We start from the raw sequence: 21,336 nt of genomic DNA, 5'->3' as shown, positions 1-21,336 counted from the left end.
CAAAGATAAGATAAATCATTAGCATCCAGTTTTGCATTCAACATGGCAAAAATAGAAAAAGAATTACAGCAGGCGATTGTGGCGATGCCTCAGAAAGAGAAAGATAAATTATTATTGAGACTCATCGGCAAAGATGATATTTTGATTCAACAATTGACTTTTACTTTGGTAGAAGAAAGCCTAACGATGGAGTCGAGAAGAGATGATATTAAAGTACTGATTGATAAATTATACGATACCACCAATTACTCTTCGGGCTATTTGATGATGGATATGCGTTATACCAATGCAGAAATTACTCGTCATGTAAAAGTAACCAAGGACAAATACGGCGAAGTAGAATTAACCTTGAAATTACTGAAAGAGTGTTTTGAAAAACAATTGAAATGGATTGAAAAATACTCTTCAAAATCAGATACTTTGGCACTTTATGTAGTGAAAAGAACAGATTTTTTGTTGAAAAAAGTAGTGAAAATGCACCCAGATATTCAATTTGATTTTCATGCTGATATGAATACTTTATTAGAATATCTCCACAAATACGCTACGGCTTATTATGCCAAAGAATTACAAATGCCCAAAAAATTTGAAATCGCTGAGTCAGATATGTAGTTGATGTTAAAACAAGCAAAGCTAATTACTTGACAATTTTCATACACAGAGTTTTATGGAGTTGCACAGAGTATTTGTTACAATGTTTCTCTGTGAAACTCTTGTATTCTCTATGGTTTTCTGTGTCTTTTATAAGATTGTCCATTTGTTGGAATATAATACCACAATGTACCTTAAAGTACTGTTAGTCAATGTTTTACACATATCATAATTTATAACTCATATTTAGCATTACCATGAATCAACAAGAACACTTAGCGACTTTTATCAAGGCTTTCTCTGAAAGTCTGCAAGATAATTCCTTCGTAAAAATCTCTTTGGGCAATTATAAAGGCACAGAAGAGCAACTCAAGAATATTTATATCAAAAGAGTTTTAATCAAGAAAGATGAAAAACTTAGCTTTACTTATCGCTATAAAACTCGTGATATTGTAAAGAATTTTTCACTGTCGGAAGGCATCAATGCTGTTGAAAACGCTTTGCAAGAAGGTTTTAATATTGCTACACTTTTTACAAACAAGTTTGATTTGATTATTGAAAAATTAAATCAAAAAACCGTTCTTCGTAAAACTGATTCAAGTAATCCAAAAGCTATTTCTTTGGAACACGACAAAGCGAAAAATCGCTTGATAAAGCCCCAAGAAAAACCTTATTTACACGAATTAAAGATTACTGACGAAGCAGGAAATGTTTATAAAAATGCACAAGACAAGTATCGTCAGATAAATCATTATGTGGAAATTTTGAGTACTTTAATCAAAGATATTCCTACACAAAATCATTTGAAAGTAGCTGACATGGGTTCTGGAAAAGGCTATTTAACTTTTGCATTGTACGATTATTTAACCAATGTATTGAAGCTTGAAGCAGCAGTAACGGGCGTTGAATTCCGACCAGACATGGTGGCACTTTGTAATAACATTGCTCAAAATACGGGTTTTTCAACACTCAATTTCGTGGAAGGAACAATTGAAGATTATGATAGTACAGGTACAAATATTTTAATTGCTTTGCACGCTTGCGACACCGCTACCGACGATGCCATTTATAAAGGAATCACTGCTAATGCCGATTTGATTGTGGTTGCACCTTGTTGTCATAAACAAATCAGAAGAGAAATTGAAAAACATAAAGCATCCAACGAATTAGATTTCTTGACGAAGTACGGCATCTTTTTAGAGCGACAAGCAGAAATGGTAACAGACGGTATCAGAGCGATGATTTTGGAATACTTCGGTTATAAAACTAAAGTGTTTCAATTTATTTCAGACGCTCATACGCCTAAAAATGTATTGGTAGTAGGGATTAAAAGTCCGAATGCTGGGTCAAAAAGAGAAGAGATTTTAGCAAAACTAAAAGCTACAAAAGAGTACTTTGGCATAGAATATCATCATTTAGAAAGATTGTTTAAGCTGTAATTTCAATCTCTTTCATCTATTGCTAAAAAAACGTTCCACAGTTCGTGTCTATTATTTAACACACATTTCAATAATTTACCATGAAAAAAGACTTTAATGTTGAGCAACTTTTAGCTGATGAAAATCTGCATTTGAAAAAGCTTCACGAAATCGTTGAAGAAACGATAAAATCTGAACGCTTGATTGTCCAGAATCTTCTCAATCCACCTATCGAAACCATCACAAAAGGGCAAGCTATATCAGACAAAGTCGCTCAGTTTGGTGGAAGTTGGAAATTTATCATCATGTTTGGGGTAATCCTCACACTTTGGATTATTTTCAATACCGTCATGATTGTTCAATATCGATTTGACCCCTACCCTTTTATCTTGATGAATTTGATACTTTCATGTATTGCCGCTTTGCAAGCACCAATCATCATGATGAGCCAGAATCGTCAGGAAGAAAAAGATAGAATGAGAAGCGAAAATGACTATTTGATTAATTTGAAAGCAGAAATGCAAATCAGAAGTTTACAACAGAAGATGGATTTATTATTGGAAGAACAAATCAAAACGTTGTTTGAATCTCAGGCAAAACAATTTGCGTTGCTTGAAGAAATCAAGAAGAAACTTGATAAGATGGATAATAAAAAGCTTTAGTTTTCGATAAAATATACAAGAATGAACGAAGAATTTTATGAACAAGTTTTTGAAAAAATCGACTTTTCAAAACAAGTAATTTTAGGAAAAGAGTACGATAGTTGCACTTTCAAAAACTGTGATTTTTCAAACACGAATCTATCCAACAAAGATTTCATTGATTGTACTTTCGAGAGTTGTAATCTTAGTAGCGTCAATTTGAACAATACAAGTTTAAAAACGGTAAAATTCATTGATTGTAAAATCATTGGTGTAGATTTTAGTATCAGTAAAGAATTCTTATTTTCAGTATATTTTAAAAATTGTTCGTTAAATTATACTTACTTTTTCAAGAACAAATTAAAGAAAACTAAATTTGAACATTGTCAGATTCAAGAAGCAAATTTTAGTGAAGCAGATTTAACGGGAGCAACTTTTAATCATTGTGATTTATTAAATACTGTTTTTGAACAAACCAATCTAACTCAAACAGATTTTAGAACAGCCGAACATTACGCCATCAATCCAGAAAAAAATAACATCAAAAAAGCGAAATTTTCTTACGATGGCATAAGAGGCTTACTGTATCAATATGATATTGTGATTGAGTAAAAAATAGCCTTGAAACTTTATTCTAAACGAAAACTATGTTTATCTTAACTTCAAAGAACTCGATAGCGAACCACTTCATCGCTGAACTTCGTGATGTAAAAATCCAACAAGATTCGATGAGATTTCGGAAAAATTTGGAGCGATTAGGAGAAGTATTAGCTTATGAAATTTCACAAACACTTTCCTACCAAAGTGCCGAAGTGCAAAGCCCTTTAGCCATTTCAAAAACAGAATTATTAGCTAATCAGCCTGTGTTGGTAACCATTCTTCGGGCAAGTTTACCTTTTCATCAGGGTTTCATTAATGTTTTCGATAAAGCCGAAAATGCTTTTATAGGTGCTTACAGAGGAAAACACCTTGCCGATGAGAGCTTTGAAGTAGAAATGGATTATTTGGCAAGTCCAGATTTAACGGATAAAACCATTATTTTAATCGATCCCATGTTGGCTACTGGAAAATCTTTGTTGAAATCTTATCAAGCTTTATTGAAGTATGGCAAGCCAGCTAAAGTAATTATTTCTGCTGCCATTGCTGCTCCTGAAGGTGTTACTTTCTTGAAAGAACACTTACCCGAAGCCACACTTTTTGTAGGAACACTTGATGAATATTTGAATGAGAAATATTACATCGTGCCAGGTTTGGGCGATGCTGGTGATTTAGCATTTGGATTAAAATTATAGCTTTTCTCGCAACAAACTGATACCAACTTCGCAAGAAAGACATTTTTTATACTGACAAAATACATTGAACCATTCAATACCTGCTTGAGAATCAAAAGCTGACTTCATTGGTAAAGCTAAACTTTGCCAATGTTTTGTAATCTTATTTTCTTCGGCAGGTAATTCCTCCAAAAAGCGGATTGCTTTTTCGATATAACGAGCATCATCTTTCTGCTGACTATAAGTAACAAGTAAAGGAATGATGGTATTGATGATGATATTTTCGATAGAGCTTTCCCCAATAATTGCTACTTTCCCATTTGCCTTTTTGCCAAACAAATAATGCTCTTGCCAATAAGCAGATTGTTTCACTCGCATAATTTTAGTAACGTTTGCTACATTTTCAAGGTATAACATCACAGAAAATAGATTGATATTTTCTTGAATAATTTTGGCAAACTGTGCCAAACGAACCGTTGGAAAATTAGCAGGTCTGAGCCGTAAAAACTTCCATTCGTGCAAACCAAGTACTTTTTCTTGCAATTGATATTTTGCAGCTAGGAATTGAAACTCTTTGGCTAATTTACTTTGATACTCATCTTCAACTTCAACATTATTGACAGTAAGAAAACCCGCTACGCCAAAAAGTAAAGCTTCTATTTGAAAAAGATTATCCCGATGTTTACTTAAAACTTTCAGCGGTAAATTTTGTGCTAGTCTGATAAAAGGCTCGGCATTAAGTTTAAATCCGAAGTTTTTTGCCAATACTTGGTAAGCTGTTTCTTCCCAATCTTGTTTGTTTTGGGTAAGCAATTCATGAATAGTGGATGACTTCGTAGCAAGTCTCTGCATTAATACTTTATCCAACATCGCCATTTTTTTGAGTTCACTCACTTGACCGAACTGAGATTGACAAGGAATCAACGCTTTACTTTCTATCAAATTAAAGTACTTTTGGGTTAAAGTATTGTCCGTTTTATCTGAAAGTATCAACGTTGGAATTTTAGTATTATCACTTCGAAGAATCGGTTTGTCGTCTTCCCAAACTACGTGAAGAATTACATTTTGGTAAGCAGTATCTGTTTGATGTTCATGAAGATTCCAGTCTGAAGACTTTAGATGAATTTCTACAGCACCAGCCCATTCTACTTCACCAATCAGAACACGAGCATCCTGAAAATCAGCACCAGCATTGGTATTGTAGTTACCAATTTTGATAACTTGTAGCGATTCATTATCAGTAGTTTGCAGGCAAGATTTATCAAAATATTGAAATTGCCAGAGAAAGTGTAGAAAAGCCTCGTTCATAAGTGTTTCAAAATAATTGTTTAAACAAAAATAATGAGTTTGAGGGATTTTTATCAAAAAATAAAAAAGAAACATGAGTCATCCCGAATTTTAAAATCACAAAAAAGCGGTCGAAAAACTAATTTCGACCGCTTTTTTGTGATTGATGAACAACGAATTCCTACTGTTTGAGCGAAGCGAGTTTAGGAATTCTTGATTTTTTTGTTACTTTTTGCATCAAGGCAAAAAGTAAGGACGAGAACCAATCCAAAAAACATTGAAATCTTTTAAAATTCACTTTTTCAAGAGAAAATTCGGGATGACTCATGTTTTCTTGATAAACATAGCGATAACCTACGCTTGATATTAAATAAACAGAAAAGAAGTTTAATCTTCTACAGGTACGTTATAACTGATATATAAATTACGTTTTGCTTGCATGATATGGCGTTGATTATGAGCAATCAAAAACTGGAATATATCGCCCAATTTTAATTTTATCCACTTGGTAATTGAAATCGGAATACGAATGGTGTTCATATCAACCCTTACACTCTGTTTAAGTAATTTCAATAATTCTTCTTGTTGTTCTATAAACTCGGCAACTACCAAATAAGGATTCAAATTTATAGGAGGAGTATGTTTTTTAGCCGCTTTCAATTTTCTCATTTTTTCTCTTGGCTCTATCAATTGCGTAAAATATGCCCCTAAATACGAACTTTTGAATAATAAGCTTCCCTCCTGCTGAGGTTGATTTTCCAGCGCTTTTTTAATGACAGGCAAGTAATATCTTCCGTAAGTATTTAGATGTTCCAAACATTGGGCGATACTCCAGCCTCCATTACTGGCAGGTTTTAATAAAACACTTTCATGAAGATTTTGAAAAAGACTGATACTCTCTTTCAAATGTAGTTCAAGTCTATCTTCTAAATGGCTGATTAAAACTTTATTTTCAATACATTTCATAATAATTGTCATTATTTGATGAGATTTTAATTTGATGTTACAAAGTTGATTAACTGATATTTTATAAAAGTTGGTAAATACCAAGATTTAATGAATACGATTGACTTCCTTAATCACTTAAAAGAAAATTTGCAAAGAAGCACAGAAATGCCCTATTTTGAGTATTAAACAAAATCACTAACACTATCACGATGTTTTCTATTCATCTTCAACATATCGGAAAGCGTTTTACTTTCAAAAAAATCGTTTTCTTCTTTGCTATCAGCCTTTGTTTTTCTGCTTGTAAAAGTGCTAAAGTAGCCAGTACAACCAGTACAGTTACAACACCTGTGGTAAAAAAAGATAAAATTGTAGAAATCTCTATTAAATCAATTGAAGCCATTGATTTGGAGGAAGATTTAAGTTTTGCAGATGAAGTTTCATTGACTTACGCATTAACAGTGGTTGATGAGAACAAGAAAATTTTGAAAGTAGTTAATAATTCATGGGGAGTAGAAAGCGTAAAAAAAGGACAAATTATTAAAGCTGACCAGTTCAAGAAACTAGAAATTGTTATTCCTGAAAAAGGTAAATTATTGTCATCTGTGATTTTGATGGAAATTGATAATTATGAAAAAGCAATGAGTACCATCAAGAAAATCAATGAATTAGGTGGTTTAGCAAAAATCCCCGCAACTATCATCAACATTGCAGAATACGAAACTCCTTTGGCAATTGTTTTTGCCAGTTTGCAAGCTGCTGGTTTAGGATTGAAAGTTGCCGAACGCTTCGATCAAGACGATTTACTTGGACAAAGTACTTTTGAATTAAAATTAGATTCTCTCTCAAATACTCAAAAAAGCTATCCTGTTAATTTAATCTTTGAGGGAGAACATCTCAAAAACACTTTCCGATACAAACTCACTTATGAATTAAAAATCCGTTGATTCTTTTTTTGCAGCAATAGTAATCTACTAATAAACACCAAGTTATCTTAATATGTCCGTTTTTTAATAAAATGTGCATAATACTTTGCTGGTTTTTTATTTATATTTTTGTAATTCACTTACAATAAACATAAGCATTTAATAGTTACATAAGGTACTATGTACTTATACGTTTTGTGTGTTGAAGCGAATAAATTTTAGGGTATCAAGGTTTGAAAATAATTGCTTCAAACAATTAAGATTGAAAAATAATGAATAAATCACTAACCAGAATATACAGAATAATTGCATTATTATTGATAACGGTAGTCAGTGCCGAAGCTCAAAATGAAAATTATGTACTTAAAATCGGGAATAGGACTATCAACTCAAAAGAATTCGCCCAAACCTACCAAAAGCTTCTTCAAAGTGATAGTATCAGAAAAGACAATCAGAAAGAATTTATCAATAATTACATCAATTATAAGTTAATTGTATATGCCGCAGAGCGTATGGGTAAAGATACTACTCGTGCTTTTCGTGAAGAAATAGATACTTATCGCAAAGAATTAGCCAATCCATATTTAGTTGATAAACAGGTATTAGAAAAGCTCATCCAAGAATCGTATGAAAGAATGCGTGAGGAAGTAAGAGTAGCCCAGATTTTTATTCCATTAGCCAAAAATGCTAGTCCAGCAGATACAATGGCTGCTTATAACGAACTAAGGACACTCAGAGCTAGAATCACCAAAGGCGAATCATTTGAACAATTAGCCAAAACAAATTCTAAAGATACTTACTCAGCCGTAAAAGGCGGAGATTTAGGCTTTTTGTCAGTATTAGAAAATAATTATACTTTTGAAACTGCCGCCTACAATACTCCAAAAGGTGAAATGTCTATTCCTTTTAGAACCAATAAAGGTTTTCATTTAATAAAAGTATTAGATAGACATTCTTTCAGAGGAAAAGTAAAATTGGCTCATATTCTTGTTAGCCTTGCTCCTAATGCTTCTTCAGCTGAAGCTTCGGCAGCAAAAAAGAAAATTGACGAAGCTTACGAATATCTTAAAAGAAATGAACCTTTTGAAGGAGTTTGCCGAGCATTTTCTGAAGACCCACGCACCAAAGATAATGGAGGAGTAATGAATAGATTTTGGGATGCGGGCACCTTAATTGACCAGAAAATTGTAGAAACAGTTTTTGCATTAAAAGAAAAGAACGACTACACTTTACCAATTCAGACTTCCTTGGGTTGGCATATTTTCAGACTTATTGAAAAGAAAAGTTTGCCAAAATATGATGAAATGGCACCTTTTATTCGCCAAAAAATAAATGCTGATGCTTCACGCAATGTCATCATCAAAAATAATTTAGTAAAGCGTTTACAAAAAGATAATAATTTCCAAGAAACGGTTTCGGTAAAACAAGAAGCTATCGACAATTTCTACAAAGACAGAATTGGTTCGGAAGATTATCTAAGTAAAACAATTTTCACAATCAATCAATCGATTTCAACGGTTAAAGATTTTTATACTTTCGTCACAAAACATCAGCGTCAATTAGCCAAACTAAAAGCACTTGACGAAAAAACTCCCCTTGATTGGTACGATCAATTTGTAGAAAATCAAAACCTAAGGTTTGAAGAAGCTAATCTTGAAGTAAAATTCCCAGAATTTCGTGCTGATATTCAAGAATATAGAGAAGGGATTCTTCAAAAGCAGATGTTGAACGATAACGTATTTGAAAAATCACTAGATTCTTTAGCACAAGTAAAGTTCTATAATCAGCATATCGACCAATATCAATACACGCACAGAGTTTTAGCGAAAGTAATCACTAGCGACCGTAAAGAGACTTTGGAACAAGCCAAAACGCTGTTAGCCAAAGCACCTTACCCGATGAACCGTAGATTTCCTGATATTTATTTTGAAAAAGATAAGTCAGCTTTCTCTGCCGATGCTCAAAAAATGCTGTACGATTTAAACATTATTCTCTTAAAAAACAGAGACTATATTGTTGAAGTAACTGGTAATTCTGACCCAGAAGAGCAAGAAAGTATTTCGGCTGAAAGAGCTAAAAAAGCGGTGAACTACTTAATCAACAGTGGTGTATCGCCCATGAGAATCATTGAAAAAGACGATGGTAAATATAAGCCAGTCTCAAAAACTGATAGAAGTAAAAATAGTAGAGTTGGTATTAGATTCTTATCTGATTCGATGGAAGATGTTGTAAAACGCTTCAATGCTCTAAAACCAAATAGTCTAAGTGCCGAAGAAGGTTATTTCAAAAAAGATGAAAACGAGTATTTAGGTGCCGTTGAATGGACTTTAGGAGAGAAAAACATTAGCGTAAAAGGTAGATTTGTTTCAATCAATATTCAGAAAGTTGAAGAACCAAGAACAAAAACTTTTAAAGAAGCTCGTGGACAAGTAACCCGAGACTATCAAAAACAACTATCTGATGAATGGCTTAATCAATTAAAAGCCAAGTATCCATTAACGATTAATGAAAGTGAAATTCAAAGAGTATTAGATTAAACAAGAAAGTCAAAAGAAGAAGTAAATACATTTCTCTTTTGACTTTTTTCATATTCAATAGCCTGTTTCTTCTTTCTTTATGATTTAGACGATGTTCTTAACACTTTTTAACGGTGCAAGCATATCAAATAAGCGATTAAAAAACGTTATCTTTGTCAATCTACGTACATTTTTAAAAACGATAAATTCCTGTACGTTTCATATTAATTCATTTTTTAGATGAAATTTTCGAAATTCTTCATTTCCCTTTTTACCATCTGTCTGCTTTTTTGTCAAGCATTACAGGCACAAACGCCAGTTGTAATTGATAAAATCATTGCAAAAGTTGATAACCATTTTATTTTAAAATCAGAGTTAGAATCTCAAGTACAACAATACAAACAAAGTGGTCAGGCTGGTGCTCCATCTACTTGTCAGATTTTTGAAAGTTTAGTTGTTGGCAAAATGATGTTGGCAAAATCTGAAATTGACTCCATCACTGTTGAAGACAAAAGAGTAGAATCTGAACTTACTTCAAGAATGGAGCAAATGGAACAGCAGTTTGGCTCTCAGAAAAATATTATTGAAGCTTATGGCAAAAGTATTTCTTCTTTGAAAGATGAGCTCCGTTCTGCCATTAAAGAACAATTGACAACTCGTAAAATGCAAGAAAAAATTACGAGTGATGTTAAAATTACGCCTAAAGAAGTAAGACGTTTTTTTGAAGCAATTCCTAAAGATTCTATTCCTTACATGCCTTCAGAGGTAGAAATTGGGCATATTGTAAGACTTGCTAAAACAACCAAGGCACAAAAAGAAGAATTATACAAAAGGCTGTACGATTACAAAAAAAGAGCTGAAAATGGAGAGTCATTTGAAGAAATGGCTAAATTATATTCAGAAGATTTAGGTTCTGGAAAAAGAGGTGGCGATTTAGGTTTTGCTAAACGTGGACAAATGGTTGCTCCATTTGAAGCAGCAGCTTTGAAATTAAAACCAAATCAACTGTCGGATGTAGTTGAATCTGAATTTGGTTTCCACTTAATTAAATTACTAGAAGTACGTGGACAAGAATATCACGCTTTACACATTTTATTAAGACCAGACTATCAAAGATTAGACGTTGTAGAACCAACAAAATACTTAGATAGTATCCGAGTATTAATTCAAAGAGATAGTATCAAATTTGAACGTGCAGCGAAAGAATTCTCAGAAGATAAAGCAACACAAGATGCTGGTGGAATGATTACTGACCCACAAACTCGTTCAATAAAAATGGCTTTAGATGGTACGATGGAATCTGGTTTATATTTTACTATTGACTCAATGACGGTAGGAACAATTACTCCTCCAATGCCATACAGAACTGAAGATGGACGTTCGGCAGTAAGAATTTTATATTACAAAGCAAAACATGCTCCTCACTATGCAAATTTAGAAGACGATTTCCAAAGAATGTCAAATTACGCATTGAACAGAAAACGAAATACAGCCATTGAAAAATGGTTTGCAACAGCCAAAAACGATGTATTTATTTACATTGTTGATGAATACAAAGAATGTAATATCATGAAAACGAATGATCAGTGATTTTAAGATTCATTATTCTTTGGTAAAAATCTTGTTTTAAATTAAATTGTGTCAGGTTAAACTACGATTAGCCTGACATTTTTCGTTATAAGTACATCTCATAAAATAGTAAGCAAAATTTTGTGTGTAAAAAGACACAAAATCGACAAACAAAATAGAAAATATGGTTCAATTTAAGTCAGATGTTGAAGCAGTTGATGCTTTAAAAGAATCCTATCAGAAACTTACTTCAGAAATTGGAAAGGTTGTTATCGGTCAAGACGAAACGGTTAAAATGCTTCTCACCGCTATCTTTTGTCAAGGACATTGTTTATTAGTTGGTGTGCCAGGTTTGGCGAAAACACTTCTCATTCAAACCATTGCTGGTGCATTAGATTTAGATTTCAACAGGATTCAATTCACTCCAGATTTGATGCCCTCTGATATCATCGGCTCAGAAACGCTAGACAATGAAAGAAATTTCAGATTTGTAAAAGGCCCAATATTTGCAAATATCGTTTTGGCAGATGAAGTAAACAGAACGCCTCCAAAAACACAATCTGCACTTTTAGAGGCAATGCAAGAGTACTCTGTAACAGTTGCAGGTAAAAAATATGCTTTAGATAAACCTTTCTTTGTTTTGGCAACTCAAAACCCAATTGAACAAGAAGGTACATATCCATTACCAGAAGCCCAACTAGACCGTTTTATGTTTATGGTAACGCTTGATTATCCATCTTATCAAGCGGAATTAGACATTGTTAAAAATACGACCTCAGACAAGAAATATAAGGTTTCTCAACAAGTTTCAGGTGAAGAAATATTAGCCTATCAACAATTGGTAAGAAGAGTCCCTATTGCTGATAATGTAGTAGAATATGCCGTAACGCTTGTTCATAAAACAAGACCAAATACTGAATTAGCAGATGCTATTTCAAATAAGTATTTAGAATGGGGAGCTGGTCCAAGAGCCTCTCAAAACTTGATTTTGGCGGCAAAATGTAATGCTTTGCTGAATGGAAAGTATTCTCCAGACATTGAAGATGTGAAGGCTGTAGCAATGGCTGTACTTCGCCATAGAATTGTTAGAAACTTTAAGGCAGAAGCAGAAGGAATATCTGTAGAGAATATTATTAGCAAGCTTTTATAACACGAAAAATACTTCATCAAAAAAGCCTCAAGATTTAAAATCCTGAGGCTTTTTTGATGAATTGAAATTATTTCAATTATTTTTTGGGAGCTGCTCCTGCTGGAGTTGTAGCCGCTGGTGTTGCTGGTGCTGGAGTAAATGGTTTTGGAGTAACACCCATTCTTTTTAACACTAAATCAGAGATGTTTGCATCATCTGGAGCATGTAAAACGATTGGAGTAGTTCCTTGTCCTGCATCGTAGTTAAATACGAAAGCAAAACCATTTTCTTTTGCTACGCCGTGCATGTTGTCTTCAATTTTCTTCAACAATGGTTGTAACAATTGAGCTTGCTTCTTTTGTAAAGAAGTAGATGAATTCTGACGGAACTCTTCGATACTAGACTGCATTCCTTGTAATTCTTTCTCTCTATCCGCTTTGATAACATCAGCCATTGTAGCCGCATTTTTCTCATAATCAGCTAATTTAGTTTGGAAATCTTTTACTTTTTGCTGATACATGTTGTCATATTGCGTTTTAGTAGTCGTCAATTCAGTTTCTACTTGTTTTGCTTCTGGCATTTGAGCTAAAATGTAATCTAAGCTGATGTAACCGATTTTTTGTTGTGCATTTACATTAGCTGTTGCTAAAGCAAGAATTGCAAATAAAGCAATTAAAAATTTGTTCTTCATTTTGTTTGTTATTCTGATTTGGTTAATTACTCTTTTTTAAAGTTGCTTACTGCCCCTTTTCTATTCGTTTTACTTTTTGTTGCGTTACTGTTTTCTTTATTTTCTTCTGTTTGTTTCGCTTCTTCTTCTTGTTTTTCCTTAATTTGTTCAGGCGAAATTCCAAGCTCTTCCATTACGTAATCTGTATAATCATGAGTTGGGTTGGTATATAACATGGCTAAACCTTCAGAAGATTTATCAAAGAGAATGTCTAGTTTTTTTTGTTTAGCTACTTTTTCTACCGCTTTTGCTACTTCGTCCAAAACGGGTTTCATAATGTCTTGTTTTTTCTTAAACAACTCACCTTCAAAACCAAATATTTTGTTTTGTAACTCTTTCGCTTCTTTCTCTTTTTCAGCAATTACTTTTAATCGCTGTACTTTCATTTCCTCTGTTAAAAGTACTTCCTCGAATCTGTAAGCTTTTTCTAATTTAGAAAGCTCATCATTTTTAGCAGCTACTTCTTTTATCCATTTACTTGTTAGTTTCTCAATTTCTTCCTGAGCATTTATGTATTCAGGCAATTTAGAAGTAACATATTCGGTATCTATATAACCAAACTTTTGTGCCTTTATACTGACACAAAAACACAGGAATGGCAAAATTAGTAAAAATATCCGCTTTTTCATGGCTAAGGTGGTTAATTTAGTTAATGTATTTGATTAACGCCTTGAACAATATCTTATTGCTATTCTAAATTGATTAACAAAAGATTAACAATACTGAAAAACCAAGCCAATTATCAAATCGGCTTGGTTTTTCAATTCTTTATTAACGTATTTGCTGACCAATCGAGAAAGTAAAGGCTTGCTGACCAAAACCATTACTTGATGTTTGCCCAGGCACTTTATCAAAAGCAAAACCGTAATCAATACCAATCATACCGAAAGCTGGCATAAAAATTCTAGCACCAAAGCCTGCCGACTTATATAATTTGAATGGATTGTATTCTGAATAATTAGCAAAGTTGTTTCCGCCTTCTGCAAAACCTAATAGGAAAATCGTTGCCGATGGGTTCAGAGAAACTGGATAACGAACTTCCATTACGAATTTATTGTAGGCAACCCCACCACTTGGCAAACTACCTTGTGAACCAAATACTCTGTCTTTATAACCACGAAGTGCGATGATGTCACGGCTGATAACATTAAAGCCAGTTTGCATACCCGAACCACCAAGGTCAAAACGTTCAAAACGAGTAATGTCTTTATTTGAATTATAAGAACCAAGGAAGCCCATGTGTGTTCTCATGTGGAATACCAATTTACTTGTAATTGGCGTAAACCATGAGGCATCAAACATCCATTTATGATACTCAATTAAGTTTTTATTATCACCTCCAAATAAAGAGTAAGGAGGAGTTAAAGAAGCAGTCAATGAGAAACTAGAACCTGAACGTGGGAATGTTGGGTTATCAATACTGTTTCTTGAAAAGTTCGTCACAAACGAAACCGCTACTGAATTTCCTTCTGGATAACCATAATAAGGCAAATTCTTAACGTCAATTAATTGTAATGATAATGAATTACTTAATGAGAAATAATCATCAGGTACTTTCAAACGCTTTCCTAAACTAAAAGCTAAAGTTGTACTGTTAAAGTGAGCATCATTTTGAGCAGCTGTAGCACTATCAGATGTTGAAGTATTTAAACCTCCTGTATAACCGAAACCACCCAAACCGAAACCATTACCATATAAACTACTTCCATAACCATTATTATAACCACTTAACTGATTATACTGTTGAATTTTGTATGGATACGAAATACTTCTACTCAATGATATAGAGAATGAGTTTGGCTTTTTACCACCTAACCAAGGTTCAGTAAATGATAAAGAGTAATTTTGGAAAGAAGTACCATTCGCTTGAAAACGAACTGATAGTTTTTGACCATCTCCTGAAGGCAATGGTTTCCAAGCACTTAAATTGCCAATATTTCTTGCAGAAAAGTTATTAAAAGTTACCCCTAAAGTTCCTACGAAACCGATGTAACCACCCCAACCACCTGAAAGCTCAATTTGGTCAGAAGGTTTTTCTTCTACATTGTATTCAATATCAACAGTACCGTCTGCTTTTGGAATTGGGTTTGGCGTAATTTTTTCTGGGTTAAAATAACCAATCGTTGATAATTCACGAACAGTACGAATGATTGCTGATTTACTAAATTTTTGTCCCGGTAAAGTTCTAATCTCACGCATTACTACGTGATCAGAAGTTTTAGTGTTACCGTTTACAATTACTTTATTAATCGTCGCTTGTTTACCTTCTGTAATTCTGAACGTTAAATCCATTGAATCTCCAGCAACAGCTGTTTCAACAGGTTCACATTGATAAAATAAATACCCATTATCCATGTAAGCCGAACTAACGTCTTCTCCAGGCTTACCGTTCAATCGTTTTTCTAAATCTTCAACATTATAAACATCTCCTTTTTTAACGCCTAATAACTCTGTTAAGATTGAATCTGGATAAATGTAGTTTCCTTCCCAATATACATTTCTATAGTGATACTGTTTTCCTTCATCTAAGTTTAGAATAATTTTAACAGTTTTGTCAGAATCTTTAAAAACAGAATCTGAAAGAAGCTGAGCATCTCTGTATCCTTTTTTATTGTAGAATTCTATTAATTTCAATTTATCTTCTTCAAACTTTTTTGGAACATATTTTGAAGACGTAAAGATTTTATAAAATGCTTTTTGTTTCGTTCCTTTTAATTTACGACGAAGTACGCTTTCTTTAATCTCTGTTCTACCTACAAATTCAATTTTAGAAATTTTTACTTTATCACCTTTTTTGATGGCAACTTTCATCGTTGCATTATTACCACGAAGTGAATCGGTTTTTTCAGCAATTTTGATACTTACGTTCAAATAGCCTTTATCTTGATAGAACTTTCTAATAGCTAACTCTACGTTTTTCTTTACCGTTTCAGTAACGATTTTCCCTTTGTAGGTCTTGATTTTATCACTTAGTGTTTCTTGCTCTCCTTTTTTAATCCCTGTATATTCTATTTTATACAATCTAGGACGTTCCTTGATAACGATATTCAACCAAATTTTATCGCCTTCAATTTTGGTAGCCTCTACTTGTACTTCTTCTAAAATTCCTTGTCCCATCAATTTTTTAATGGCTGAAGTTGCAGCATCACCCGGAACTTTGATTCTATCTCCAACTCTTAATCCAGAAAGAGAAATCATTGAATTACCATCGTAGAATTTAGAGCCAGTAGTAGTAATTTCAGCAATTTCATATTCTTTTGGTTCAGCATAGTTCATTTCAATTGCTTTTTCAGCAATTGGCGAACGTGCACCCATTGCTCCACGCAATTGTGCTTGTGATAGAAAAGAAATGAATAAACATGAAAGTAATAAAGTATATTTTTTCATTTTGCGAATAGTTCTCATTTCAGATGAGAAAGAAAACATTTGTATTTTAAGCATTTACGGGTTTTTTAATTTGCTCTGAGGTTTTCCCAAATCTACGTTCACGATCTTGGTAATCAAGGATTGCCTCAAAAAGGTGTTCACGTCTGAAGTCTGGCCAGAACAATTCTTCAAAAATATACAATTCAGAATAAGCTAATTGCCAAAGTAAGAAATTACTAATACGGTGGTCGCCTCCTGTACGAATCATCAAATCAGGATTTGGAATCCCTTTGGTATCCAATGATTGCTCGAAAAGTTGCTCATCGATATCTTCAATGGCTAATTCTCCATTTTTTACTTGTTCAGCTAACTTTTTGGCAGTTTTAACGATGTCCCATTTCCCGCTGTAACTCAAAGCTAAAATAACAGTAATACCTGTATTATCTTTCGTTTCTTCAATGGCATTTCTAAGTACTCTTTGAGAACTTTCAGGTAATGTATCAATTGCACCGATGGTATCTAATCGAACATTATTTTTCTTCATATCTTCAAGTTCATCTTTGAGGGCACTGATTAAAAGCATCATCAAAGCATCAACTTCTGCCTTTGGGCGATTCCAGTTTTCAGTTGAAAAAGCATAAAGTGTTAAATATTTTACACCTAAATCTGCACTACCTTCAATGGCTTCCTTTACTGCTTTTAAAGCATTTCTATGTCCGAAAATTCTGTCAACGAAGCCTTGCTGTTTTGCCCAACGTCCGTTTCCGTCCATGATAACGGCAATATGTTTTGGTAGATTGTTAGGGTCTAATTGTTCTTTCACCGATTTAACACTTTTTAACACATAAAACTTATAATAATAGGCTTCCAAGTACGCAATAAGTAGGTTTGAAGCCTTTTATTCCTAGTATGATGGGTAACTCTTGTAGCTTTTAAAACTTGGATAATAAGTCAAAAAATAAACTAGGAGTACTTTTTGGGAATAATATGACAAATTTAACGAATTCCCTATCCTATTCAAAATCAAGGAAGCCCTTATTACTAGCAAGTATGACATTTAAAGTACGTAAAACAGCATTGAACATAAAATAATAGAAAGCTTTTAAGCTTTTATTAATTACGTTTAATGATTCAAAACATGAAAGTTCTTATTTAAGGACAATATACTTTGATAAATTTGTAGGTTAAAGACAGTGATGTGTAATAATACATATCACCACGACTGTAGTCATTTTGTTGGTTTTTAGGTAAAGCTGGGTTATCGCCACCTAAATTATCTAAATAATCTGTGAAGGTTTTTCTAGCACCAAATTCGACGTTAATATCCCAAGGTCCAGCCACGTTGTATTTCACGCCAATTCCAAAAGGAATCACTACTTGTAAGGTTTTATAATTTGTTACTGGTGAATCTCTAGGAGAGAATTTCATCAAACCTAATCCACCAAAAACATAAGGGCTCCAATCTTTATGATAACGATTGGATTTATAGTCGAAAAAATTATATTCGGTAATCAGGTTTAATTCATTAATAGATGTTTTGAAAGTCTGCCCTCTTAATTGATTAAAAGAATCATTTACTTTGCTATCATCTCCGTAAATCGAGCCCAAAACAATGCTTGACCTGAAACTAACTATTTTGTTGGGATTATACCTAAAAAGCAAATTTCCACCCAAACGTGCGAAAGCTGGGTGAAAATCAGGAGAAATATCTCCTTTATAATTCATTACTCCTAAACCACCTCCTATTTCTATTTTTTGTGCGAAAGTATTTAGACTAAACAAGCTAAATACTAAAAGGAGAAACTTCTTTGATAATGTCATAATTAATAAAAAAGTCAGGTGAAATACACACCTGACCGTTCATGAATGTTATTCCAGACTGATTAACGAGTAACTGGACATTTAATTTTACTAGGAATATGATAAATCAACTTTACGGTTGTTAACATGTAAGCATCGTTATAACTTGGATTTCCACGTAAATCGTCTTTACCTGAAAAACCTGGAATAGAAGTCAAAGTAAAAGGGTCGTACGGTGCAGTTGGGTCATAAAAGCCTCTAGCTGTTAAATAATTTATTACTCCTTGTGTACGGTCTTTTCCAGAACGAGCAGCAACTTTTTCTAACGAACGATTGCCCATTGAAGCCGCCAGTGGACTTTGTGCTGCTAAATTTGCAGGATCCGCAAAATTACCACTTACATCATCCAAATAATCCGTCAAAGTATAACGGTAGCTCATTTCTATGCCTAAATCCCAATGTTTATTCAATTTATACTTTACCCCAAAACCTAGTGGAAAAGAAACGCTAATTAATGAATAAGGATTATTAGCATAACCCGGAAGACCTTGACCTTCTGTATTTAAAGGTTGTAATCGAACCCAACCATTCCCATACAAAGAAGCATCAGGTTTAGCCATTGGGTCGTGTGCAAAAACAGCAACTCCACCAAAAATATAAGGAATAATATTAGCTCTACGCAAATAACTACGGCTTGTACGTACTAAATCATATTGTCCAACGATTGAAAGCTCCTTAATATCATTTCTGAAATGTAAGTTTCTGACAAAATTGCCTTCATAACCTTTTACTCCTTCAAGATAATTATCATCACCAGAAATCCTAGCATAAGTAAGCCCAAAACGAAGTGCAAAGGTTGGTGAAAACTGACGGGTAAAATTGAAGTTTACATTCCAACGCATTCCATTTACTGTAGATTGTAAAAATCTATTATAAGGAGAAATATCACCATAATAGCTTGAAGTACCAACGCCTAAACTGACTGTAGAGTTTGGTTCAAACAATCTATTTTTGCGTGGTTTATCTTTGCCTCCGAAAAGATTTGAAAATCTAAATTGTGCGACAGAATTTTGCGTATTCAATGCACAAATTATCAGTATCAGAAGTATTGAAGAATATTTTTTCATATTTGTCTGGTAATGGATGGAATCTATGTGGTTATTCTATTTCAATTAAAACAACAAACAATTTCTTAACGTAAAACAAGTAGGTTTGTTATGAGCACCAATTAAATTTTACAACGAAAATAATATATTCAGATGGAATCGTCTTGCTTAATTTTAATTAAAATGATTTATTAATTCCTTGTATCAAATCCCCAATTAAGTTTACTTCTTAATGTATTCAAGAAATTACTATCGCTCAGTTTAATAATATTTGCTTTAAAAGCTTCTCTTTTCATCCTGATTTTCACGTTGCTATCAATTACTTTAGAGCGTGCATCCAAAGAAATTAAGCAGCTATTACTTCTACTTTCTACTTCAAAATCTAAAATTACGTCTGTAGAAACTACTAAAGGACGAACATTCAAATTATGCGGACTCATGGGAGAAATTACAAAAATATCAGAACTTGGCATTACTAAAGGGCCGCCAACACTAAGATTATAGCCTGTTGAACCTGTTGCAGTAGCAATAATCAAACCATCAGCCCAATAAGTATTAAGAAACTCTCCGTTCAAATATGCTTTTAACATAATCATTGAAGAAGTATCGGTTTTCATAATGCCTAATTCATTCAATCCGAAATTTATTCCATTAAAAACATCTATTGGTTCATTATTGAGACGAGTTTCTACACTTACTAAAGTTCGTGGGTCTAAGGTGTAGCGTTCAGCAAAAATTTCTTCCAAACTTTCATTAATCTTATCGGGTGAAACTGTCGCTAAAAAGCCTAATCGCCCAGTATTTATACCAAGAATTGGCGTTTCTCGCTTAGTGACATGCGTGACTGTATCTAGTAATGTTCCGTCACCACCTAAACTCAAAATAACATTAGCATCAAATAAATTTTCTTGAGAAGTATAAAATTGCGTTGCATGATGGTTTACTCCAACCTCAGTCAAAAATTGCTGATAGATTTCCGAAATTTGGATTTCGACTCCTTTTTGAGCCAGAAAATCAAACATTAGTTGAACAAAAGGTTTGATTTCATCCTTAAAATTTCGCCCGTTAATGGCTATTTTCATTTTGTATGATCTGTATTGATTGGAAGTAAGTTCTACTTGATGAATAAAAACTGCTTTATTTTCTATCTGAAAACAAAAGAAGAAAGAAGAAAGTGAATTCCCAAACTTTTGGGAATTGAATATTAGATTTGTTTATAGTTTTCAACCAAATAAGTGTTTTTGATACTTTTTTACTCCTTTTTGAAGTTTTTATCAAACGCTTCAAAACAAAAAAACTCTTGAGAAAATCTCAAGAGCCTAAACTTACAAATTCAAATATTTCATCAGCATATCGTATCGTTCTTTATCGGGTGAAGTAATTTCTTCAAAATTATAAGCACCAACAATATCATATTCAAAACGTTCGAGTGTTGCCATTACCCTTGAAATATCTTGTTGATTTAGTTTCAAGGTTAAAATATCTTTAGAGTCTTCTAATCCAGTACCACTTGTGTAATATGAACTGATAATTTTAACGTTATTAGATTCTATTAAACGACTAATTTCTGAAAGTGAATAACTTCTGTTTTCGACTGCAATTTCTAATACTGCTCCAATTTCTTGCGAGCCTAAGTTTTTAGAAAACTGATTCAATAATTCTTGAACACTGATTGTACCTACAAAACTTTGTTCTTCATCAAGCACTACAACAGCTTGTAAGTCGTGTTGCTGTACAATTTTTAGAATCTCAAAAATATGTTGATTCACATTGGCAAAAGCGTCTTCAAATTCAGGTTGCAATGCCAAAAGTGGTAAATCTTCATCGGCATCCAGTAAAATATCATGACTTATCAAACCTTGATATTCTTGTTCGTGAATCAATGGTAATTGTCCTATTCTATATTCTTCCATCCAGTTTAACGCCTCACCTACCGTATCTGTAGATTTTAGCACTGGTAACATTGGATTGATAAAGTCTTTAGCGTGCATATTGTGTCGATGAAATTTATATAATTAAGCTAATATACTTGATTATAGAT

At 33.2% G+C, this 21,336-nt stretch carries 19 protein-coding genes; 9 read left to right on the top strand and 10 right to left on the bottom strand.

Annotated features, from left to right (window positions below; genetic code table 11):
• Nucleotides 1-42: 42 nt before the first annotated feature.
• From HNP25_RS11325 to upp, 5 genes are all read left to right on the top strand, one after another.
• A complete protein-coding gene (locus HNP25_RS11325) occupies nucleotides 43-612 on the top strand; it encodes a hypothetical protein (protein ID WP_184134223.1) in 570 nt (189 codons plus the stop codon).
• A gap of 236 nt (nucleotides 613-848) precedes the next feature.
• Entirely contained in the window at nucleotides 849-2,030 is a 1,182-nt protein-coding gene (locus HNP25_RS11320; protein WP_184134222.1) for a class I SAM-dependent methyltransferase, read from the top strand.
• An 80-nt stretch (nucleotides 2,031-2,110) separates the two neighbouring features.
• The gene (locus tag HNP25_RS11315) at nucleotides 2,111-2,671 is read left to right on the top strand and encodes a DUF1003 domain-containing protein (protein ID WP_184134219.1); all 561 of its coding nucleotides are present in this window, start codon (nucleotides 2,111-2,113) and stop codon (nucleotides 2,669-2,671) included.
• A gap of 21 nt (nucleotides 2,672-2,692) precedes the next feature.
• Nucleotides 2,693-3,262: a pentapeptide repeat-containing protein gene (locus HNP25_RS11310; protein WP_184134218.1), complete on the top strand. Its 570-nt coding sequence runs from the start codon at nucleotides 2,693-2,695 to the stop codon at nucleotides 3,260-3,262.
• A gap of 35 nt (nucleotides 3,263-3,297) precedes the next feature.
• A complete protein-coding gene (gene upp / locus HNP25_RS11305) occupies nucleotides 3,298-3,942 on the top strand; it encodes a uracil phosphoribosyltransferase (RefSeq protein ID WP_184134216.1) in 645 nt (214 codons plus the stop codon).
• Here the strand turns inward: upp and HNP25_RS11300 are convergent.
• Both HNP25_RS11300 and HNP25_RS11295 read right to left on the bottom strand, forming a co-directional pair.
• Entirely contained in the window at nucleotides 3,937-5,229 is a 1,293-nt protein-coding gene (locus tag HNP25_RS11300) for a DUF2851 family protein (protein ID WP_184134214.1), read from the bottom strand. The genes upp and HNP25_RS11300 overlap by 6 nt on opposite strands.
• Before the next feature lie 366 nt (nucleotides 5,230-5,595).
• A complete protein-coding gene (locus tag HNP25_RS11295) occupies nucleotides 5,596-6,186 on the bottom strand; it encodes a DinB family protein (RefSeq protein ID WP_229202840.1) in 591 nt (196 codons plus the stop codon).
• Between the two features lie 179 nt (nucleotides 6,187-6,365).
• Here HNP25_RS11295 and HNP25_RS11290 point away from each other — a divergent pair, with 179 nt between their 5' ends.
• The 4 genes from HNP25_RS11290 (at nucleotide 6,366) to HNP25_RS11275 (ending at nucleotide 12,314) form a co-directional block, all read left to right on the top strand.
• Nucleotides 6,366-7,100: a hypothetical protein gene (locus HNP25_RS11290; protein ID WP_184134212.1), complete on the top strand. Its 735-nt coding sequence runs from the start codon at nucleotides 6,366-6,368 to the stop codon at nucleotides 7,098-7,100.
• Nucleotides 7,101-7,351: 251 nt separating this feature from the next.
• Nucleotides 7,352-9,616, top strand: a complete 2,265-nt coding sequence (locus HNP25_RS11285; protein WP_184134211.1) for a peptidylprolyl isomerase — start codon at nucleotides 7,352-7,354, stop codon at nucleotides 9,614-9,616.
• 219 nt (nucleotides 9,617-9,835) lie between these two features.
• Complete coding sequence (locus tag HNP25_RS11280; RefSeq protein WP_184134209.1) at nucleotides 9,836-11,185, top strand: peptidylprolyl isomerase; 1,350 nt, start codon at nucleotides 9,836-9,838, stop codon at nucleotides 11,183-11,185.
• A 163-nt stretch (nucleotides 11,186-11,348) separates the two neighbouring features.
• Nucleotides 11,349-12,314 carry an AAA family ATPase gene (locus tag HNP25_RS11275; protein WP_184134207.1) on the top strand — a complete coding sequence of 322 codons (966 nt, stop codon included), beginning with the start codon at nucleotides 11,349-11,351 and terminating at the stop codon, nucleotides 12,312-12,314.
• Between the two features lie 76 nt (nucleotides 12,315-12,390).
• Here HNP25_RS11275 and HNP25_RS11270 read toward each other — a convergent pair whose 3' ends face one another.
• The 8 genes from HNP25_RS11270 to HNP25_RS11235 form a co-directional block, all read right to left on the bottom strand.
• Nucleotides 12,391-12,984, bottom strand: a complete 594-nt coding sequence (locus HNP25_RS11270; RefSeq protein ID WP_184134206.1) for an OmpH/Skp family outer membrane protein — start codon at nucleotides 12,982-12,984, stop codon at nucleotides 12,391-12,393.
• A gap of 26 nt (nucleotides 12,985-13,010) precedes the next feature.
• On the bottom strand, nucleotides 13,011-13,652 hold the full coding sequence (locus HNP25_RS11265) for an OmpH/Skp family outer membrane protein (RefSeq protein WP_184134204.1): 642 nt from the start codon (nucleotides 13,650-13,652) through the stop codon (nucleotides 13,011-13,013).
• Nucleotides 13,653-13,794: 142 nt separating this feature from the next.
• Nucleotides 13,795-16,410, bottom strand: a complete 2,616-nt coding sequence (gene bamA / locus HNP25_RS11260) for an outer membrane protein assembly factor BamA (protein WP_184134339.1) — start codon at nucleotides 16,408-16,410, stop codon at nucleotides 13,795-13,797.
• Nucleotides 16,411-16,456: 46 nt separating this feature from the next.
• Nucleotides 16,457-17,233: an isoprenyl transferase gene (locus HNP25_RS11255; protein WP_310587166.1), complete on the bottom strand. Its 777-nt coding sequence runs from the start codon at nucleotides 17,231-17,233 to the stop codon at nucleotides 16,457-16,459.
• A 308-nt stretch (nucleotides 17,234-17,541) separates the two neighbouring features.
• Nucleotides 17,542-18,210: a type IX secretion system protein PorG gene (gene porG, locus HNP25_RS11250; RefSeq protein ID WP_184134201.1), complete on the bottom strand. Its 669-nt coding sequence runs from the start codon at nucleotides 18,208-18,210 to the stop codon at nucleotides 17,542-17,544.
• A 62-nt stretch (nucleotides 18,211-18,272) separates the two neighbouring features.
• Nucleotides 18,273-19,316 (bottom strand): DUF6089 family protein, encoded by a 1,044-nt coding sequence (locus tag HNP25_RS11245; protein ID WP_184134199.1) that lies wholly within the window; start codon nucleotides 19,314-19,316, stop codon nucleotides 18,273-18,275.
• A gap of 170 nt (nucleotides 19,317-19,486) precedes the next feature.
• Nucleotides 19,487-20,377, bottom strand: a complete 891-nt coding sequence (locus HNP25_RS11240; RefSeq protein ID WP_184134198.1) for an NAD kinase — start codon at nucleotides 20,375-20,377, stop codon at nucleotides 19,487-19,489.
• 243 nt (nucleotides 20,378-20,620) lie between these two features.
• Nucleotides 20,621-21,286, bottom strand: coding sequence for a CBS domain-containing protein (locus HNP25_RS11235; RefSeq protein ID WP_184134196.1), 666 nt, complete (start codon nucleotides 21,284-21,286; stop codon nucleotides 20,621-20,623).
• Nucleotides 21,287-21,336: the final 50 nt, after the last annotated feature.

The organism is Arcicella rosea (assembly GCF_014204325.1).
Lineage (GTDB): Bacteria > Bacteroidota > Bacteroidia > Cytophagales > Spirosomataceae > Arcicella > Arcicella rosea_A.
Note: the sequence above shows the minus strand (reverse complement) of the source record. Positions and strands in the feature narration are given on the sequence as shown.

Coding starts and splice junctions, on each gene's coding strand:
- HNP25_RS11325 (WP_184134223.1), top strand. CDS start 43: ATGGCAAAAATAGAAAAAGAATTACAGCAGGCGATTGTGGCGATGCCT.
- HNP25_RS11320 (WP_184134222.1), top strand. CDS start 849: ATGAATCAACAAGAACACTTAGCGACTTTTATCAAGGCTTTCTCTGAA.
- HNP25_RS11315 (WP_184134219.1), top strand. CDS start 2,111: ATGAAAAAAGACTTTAATGTTGAGCAACTTTTAGCTGATGAAAATCTG.
- HNP25_RS11310 (WP_184134218.1), top strand. CDS start 2,693: ATGAACGAAGAATTTTATGAACAAGTTTTTGAAAAAATCGACTTTTCA.
- upp (WP_184134216.1), top strand. CDS start 3,298: ATGTTTATCTTAACTTCAAAGAACTCGATAGCGAACCACTTCATCGCT.
- HNP25_RS11300 (WP_184134214.1), bottom strand. CDS start 5,229: ATGAACGAGGCTTTTCTACACTTTCTCTGGCAATTTCAATATTTTGAT.
- HNP25_RS11295 (WP_229202840.1), bottom strand. CDS start 6,186: ATGACAATTATTATGAAATGTATTGAAAATAAAGTTTTAATCAGCCAT.
- HNP25_RS11290 (WP_184134212.1), top strand. CDS start 6,366: ATGTTTTCTATTCATCTTCAACATATCGGAAAGCGTTTTACTTTCAAA.
- HNP25_RS11285 (WP_184134211.1), top strand. CDS start 7,352: ATGAATAAATCACTAACCAGAATATACAGAATAATTGCATTATTATTG.
- HNP25_RS11280 (WP_184134209.1), top strand. CDS start 9,836: ATGAAATTTTCGAAATTCTTCATTTCCCTTTTTACCATCTGTCTGCTT.
- HNP25_RS11275 (WP_184134207.1), top strand. CDS start 11,349: ATGGTTCAATTTAAGTCAGATGTTGAAGCAGTTGATGCTTTAAAAGAA.
- HNP25_RS11270 (WP_184134206.1), bottom strand. CDS start 12,984: ATGAAGAACAAATTTTTAATTGCTTTATTTGCAATTCTTGCTTTAGCA.
- HNP25_RS11265 (WP_184134204.1), bottom strand. CDS start 13,652: ATGAAAAAGCGGATATTTTTACTAATTTTGCCATTCCTGTGTTTTTGT.
- bamA (WP_184134339.1), bottom strand. CDS start 16,410: ATGAAAAAATATACTTTATTACTTTCATGTTTATTCATTTCTTTTCTA.
- porG (WP_184134201.1), bottom strand. CDS start 18,210: ATGACATTATCAAAGAAGTTTCTCCTTTTAGTATTTAGCTTGTTTAGT.
- HNP25_RS11245 (WP_184134199.1), bottom strand. CDS start 19,316: ATGAAAAAATATTCTTCAATACTTCTGATACTGATAATTTGTGCATTG.
- HNP25_RS11240 (WP_184134198.1), bottom strand. CDS start 20,377: ATGAAAATAGCCATTAACGGGCGAAATTTTAAGGATGAAATCAAACCT.
- HNP25_RS11235 (WP_184134196.1), bottom strand. CDS start 21,286: ATGCACGCTAAAGACTTTATCAATCCAATGTTACCAGTGCTAAAATCT.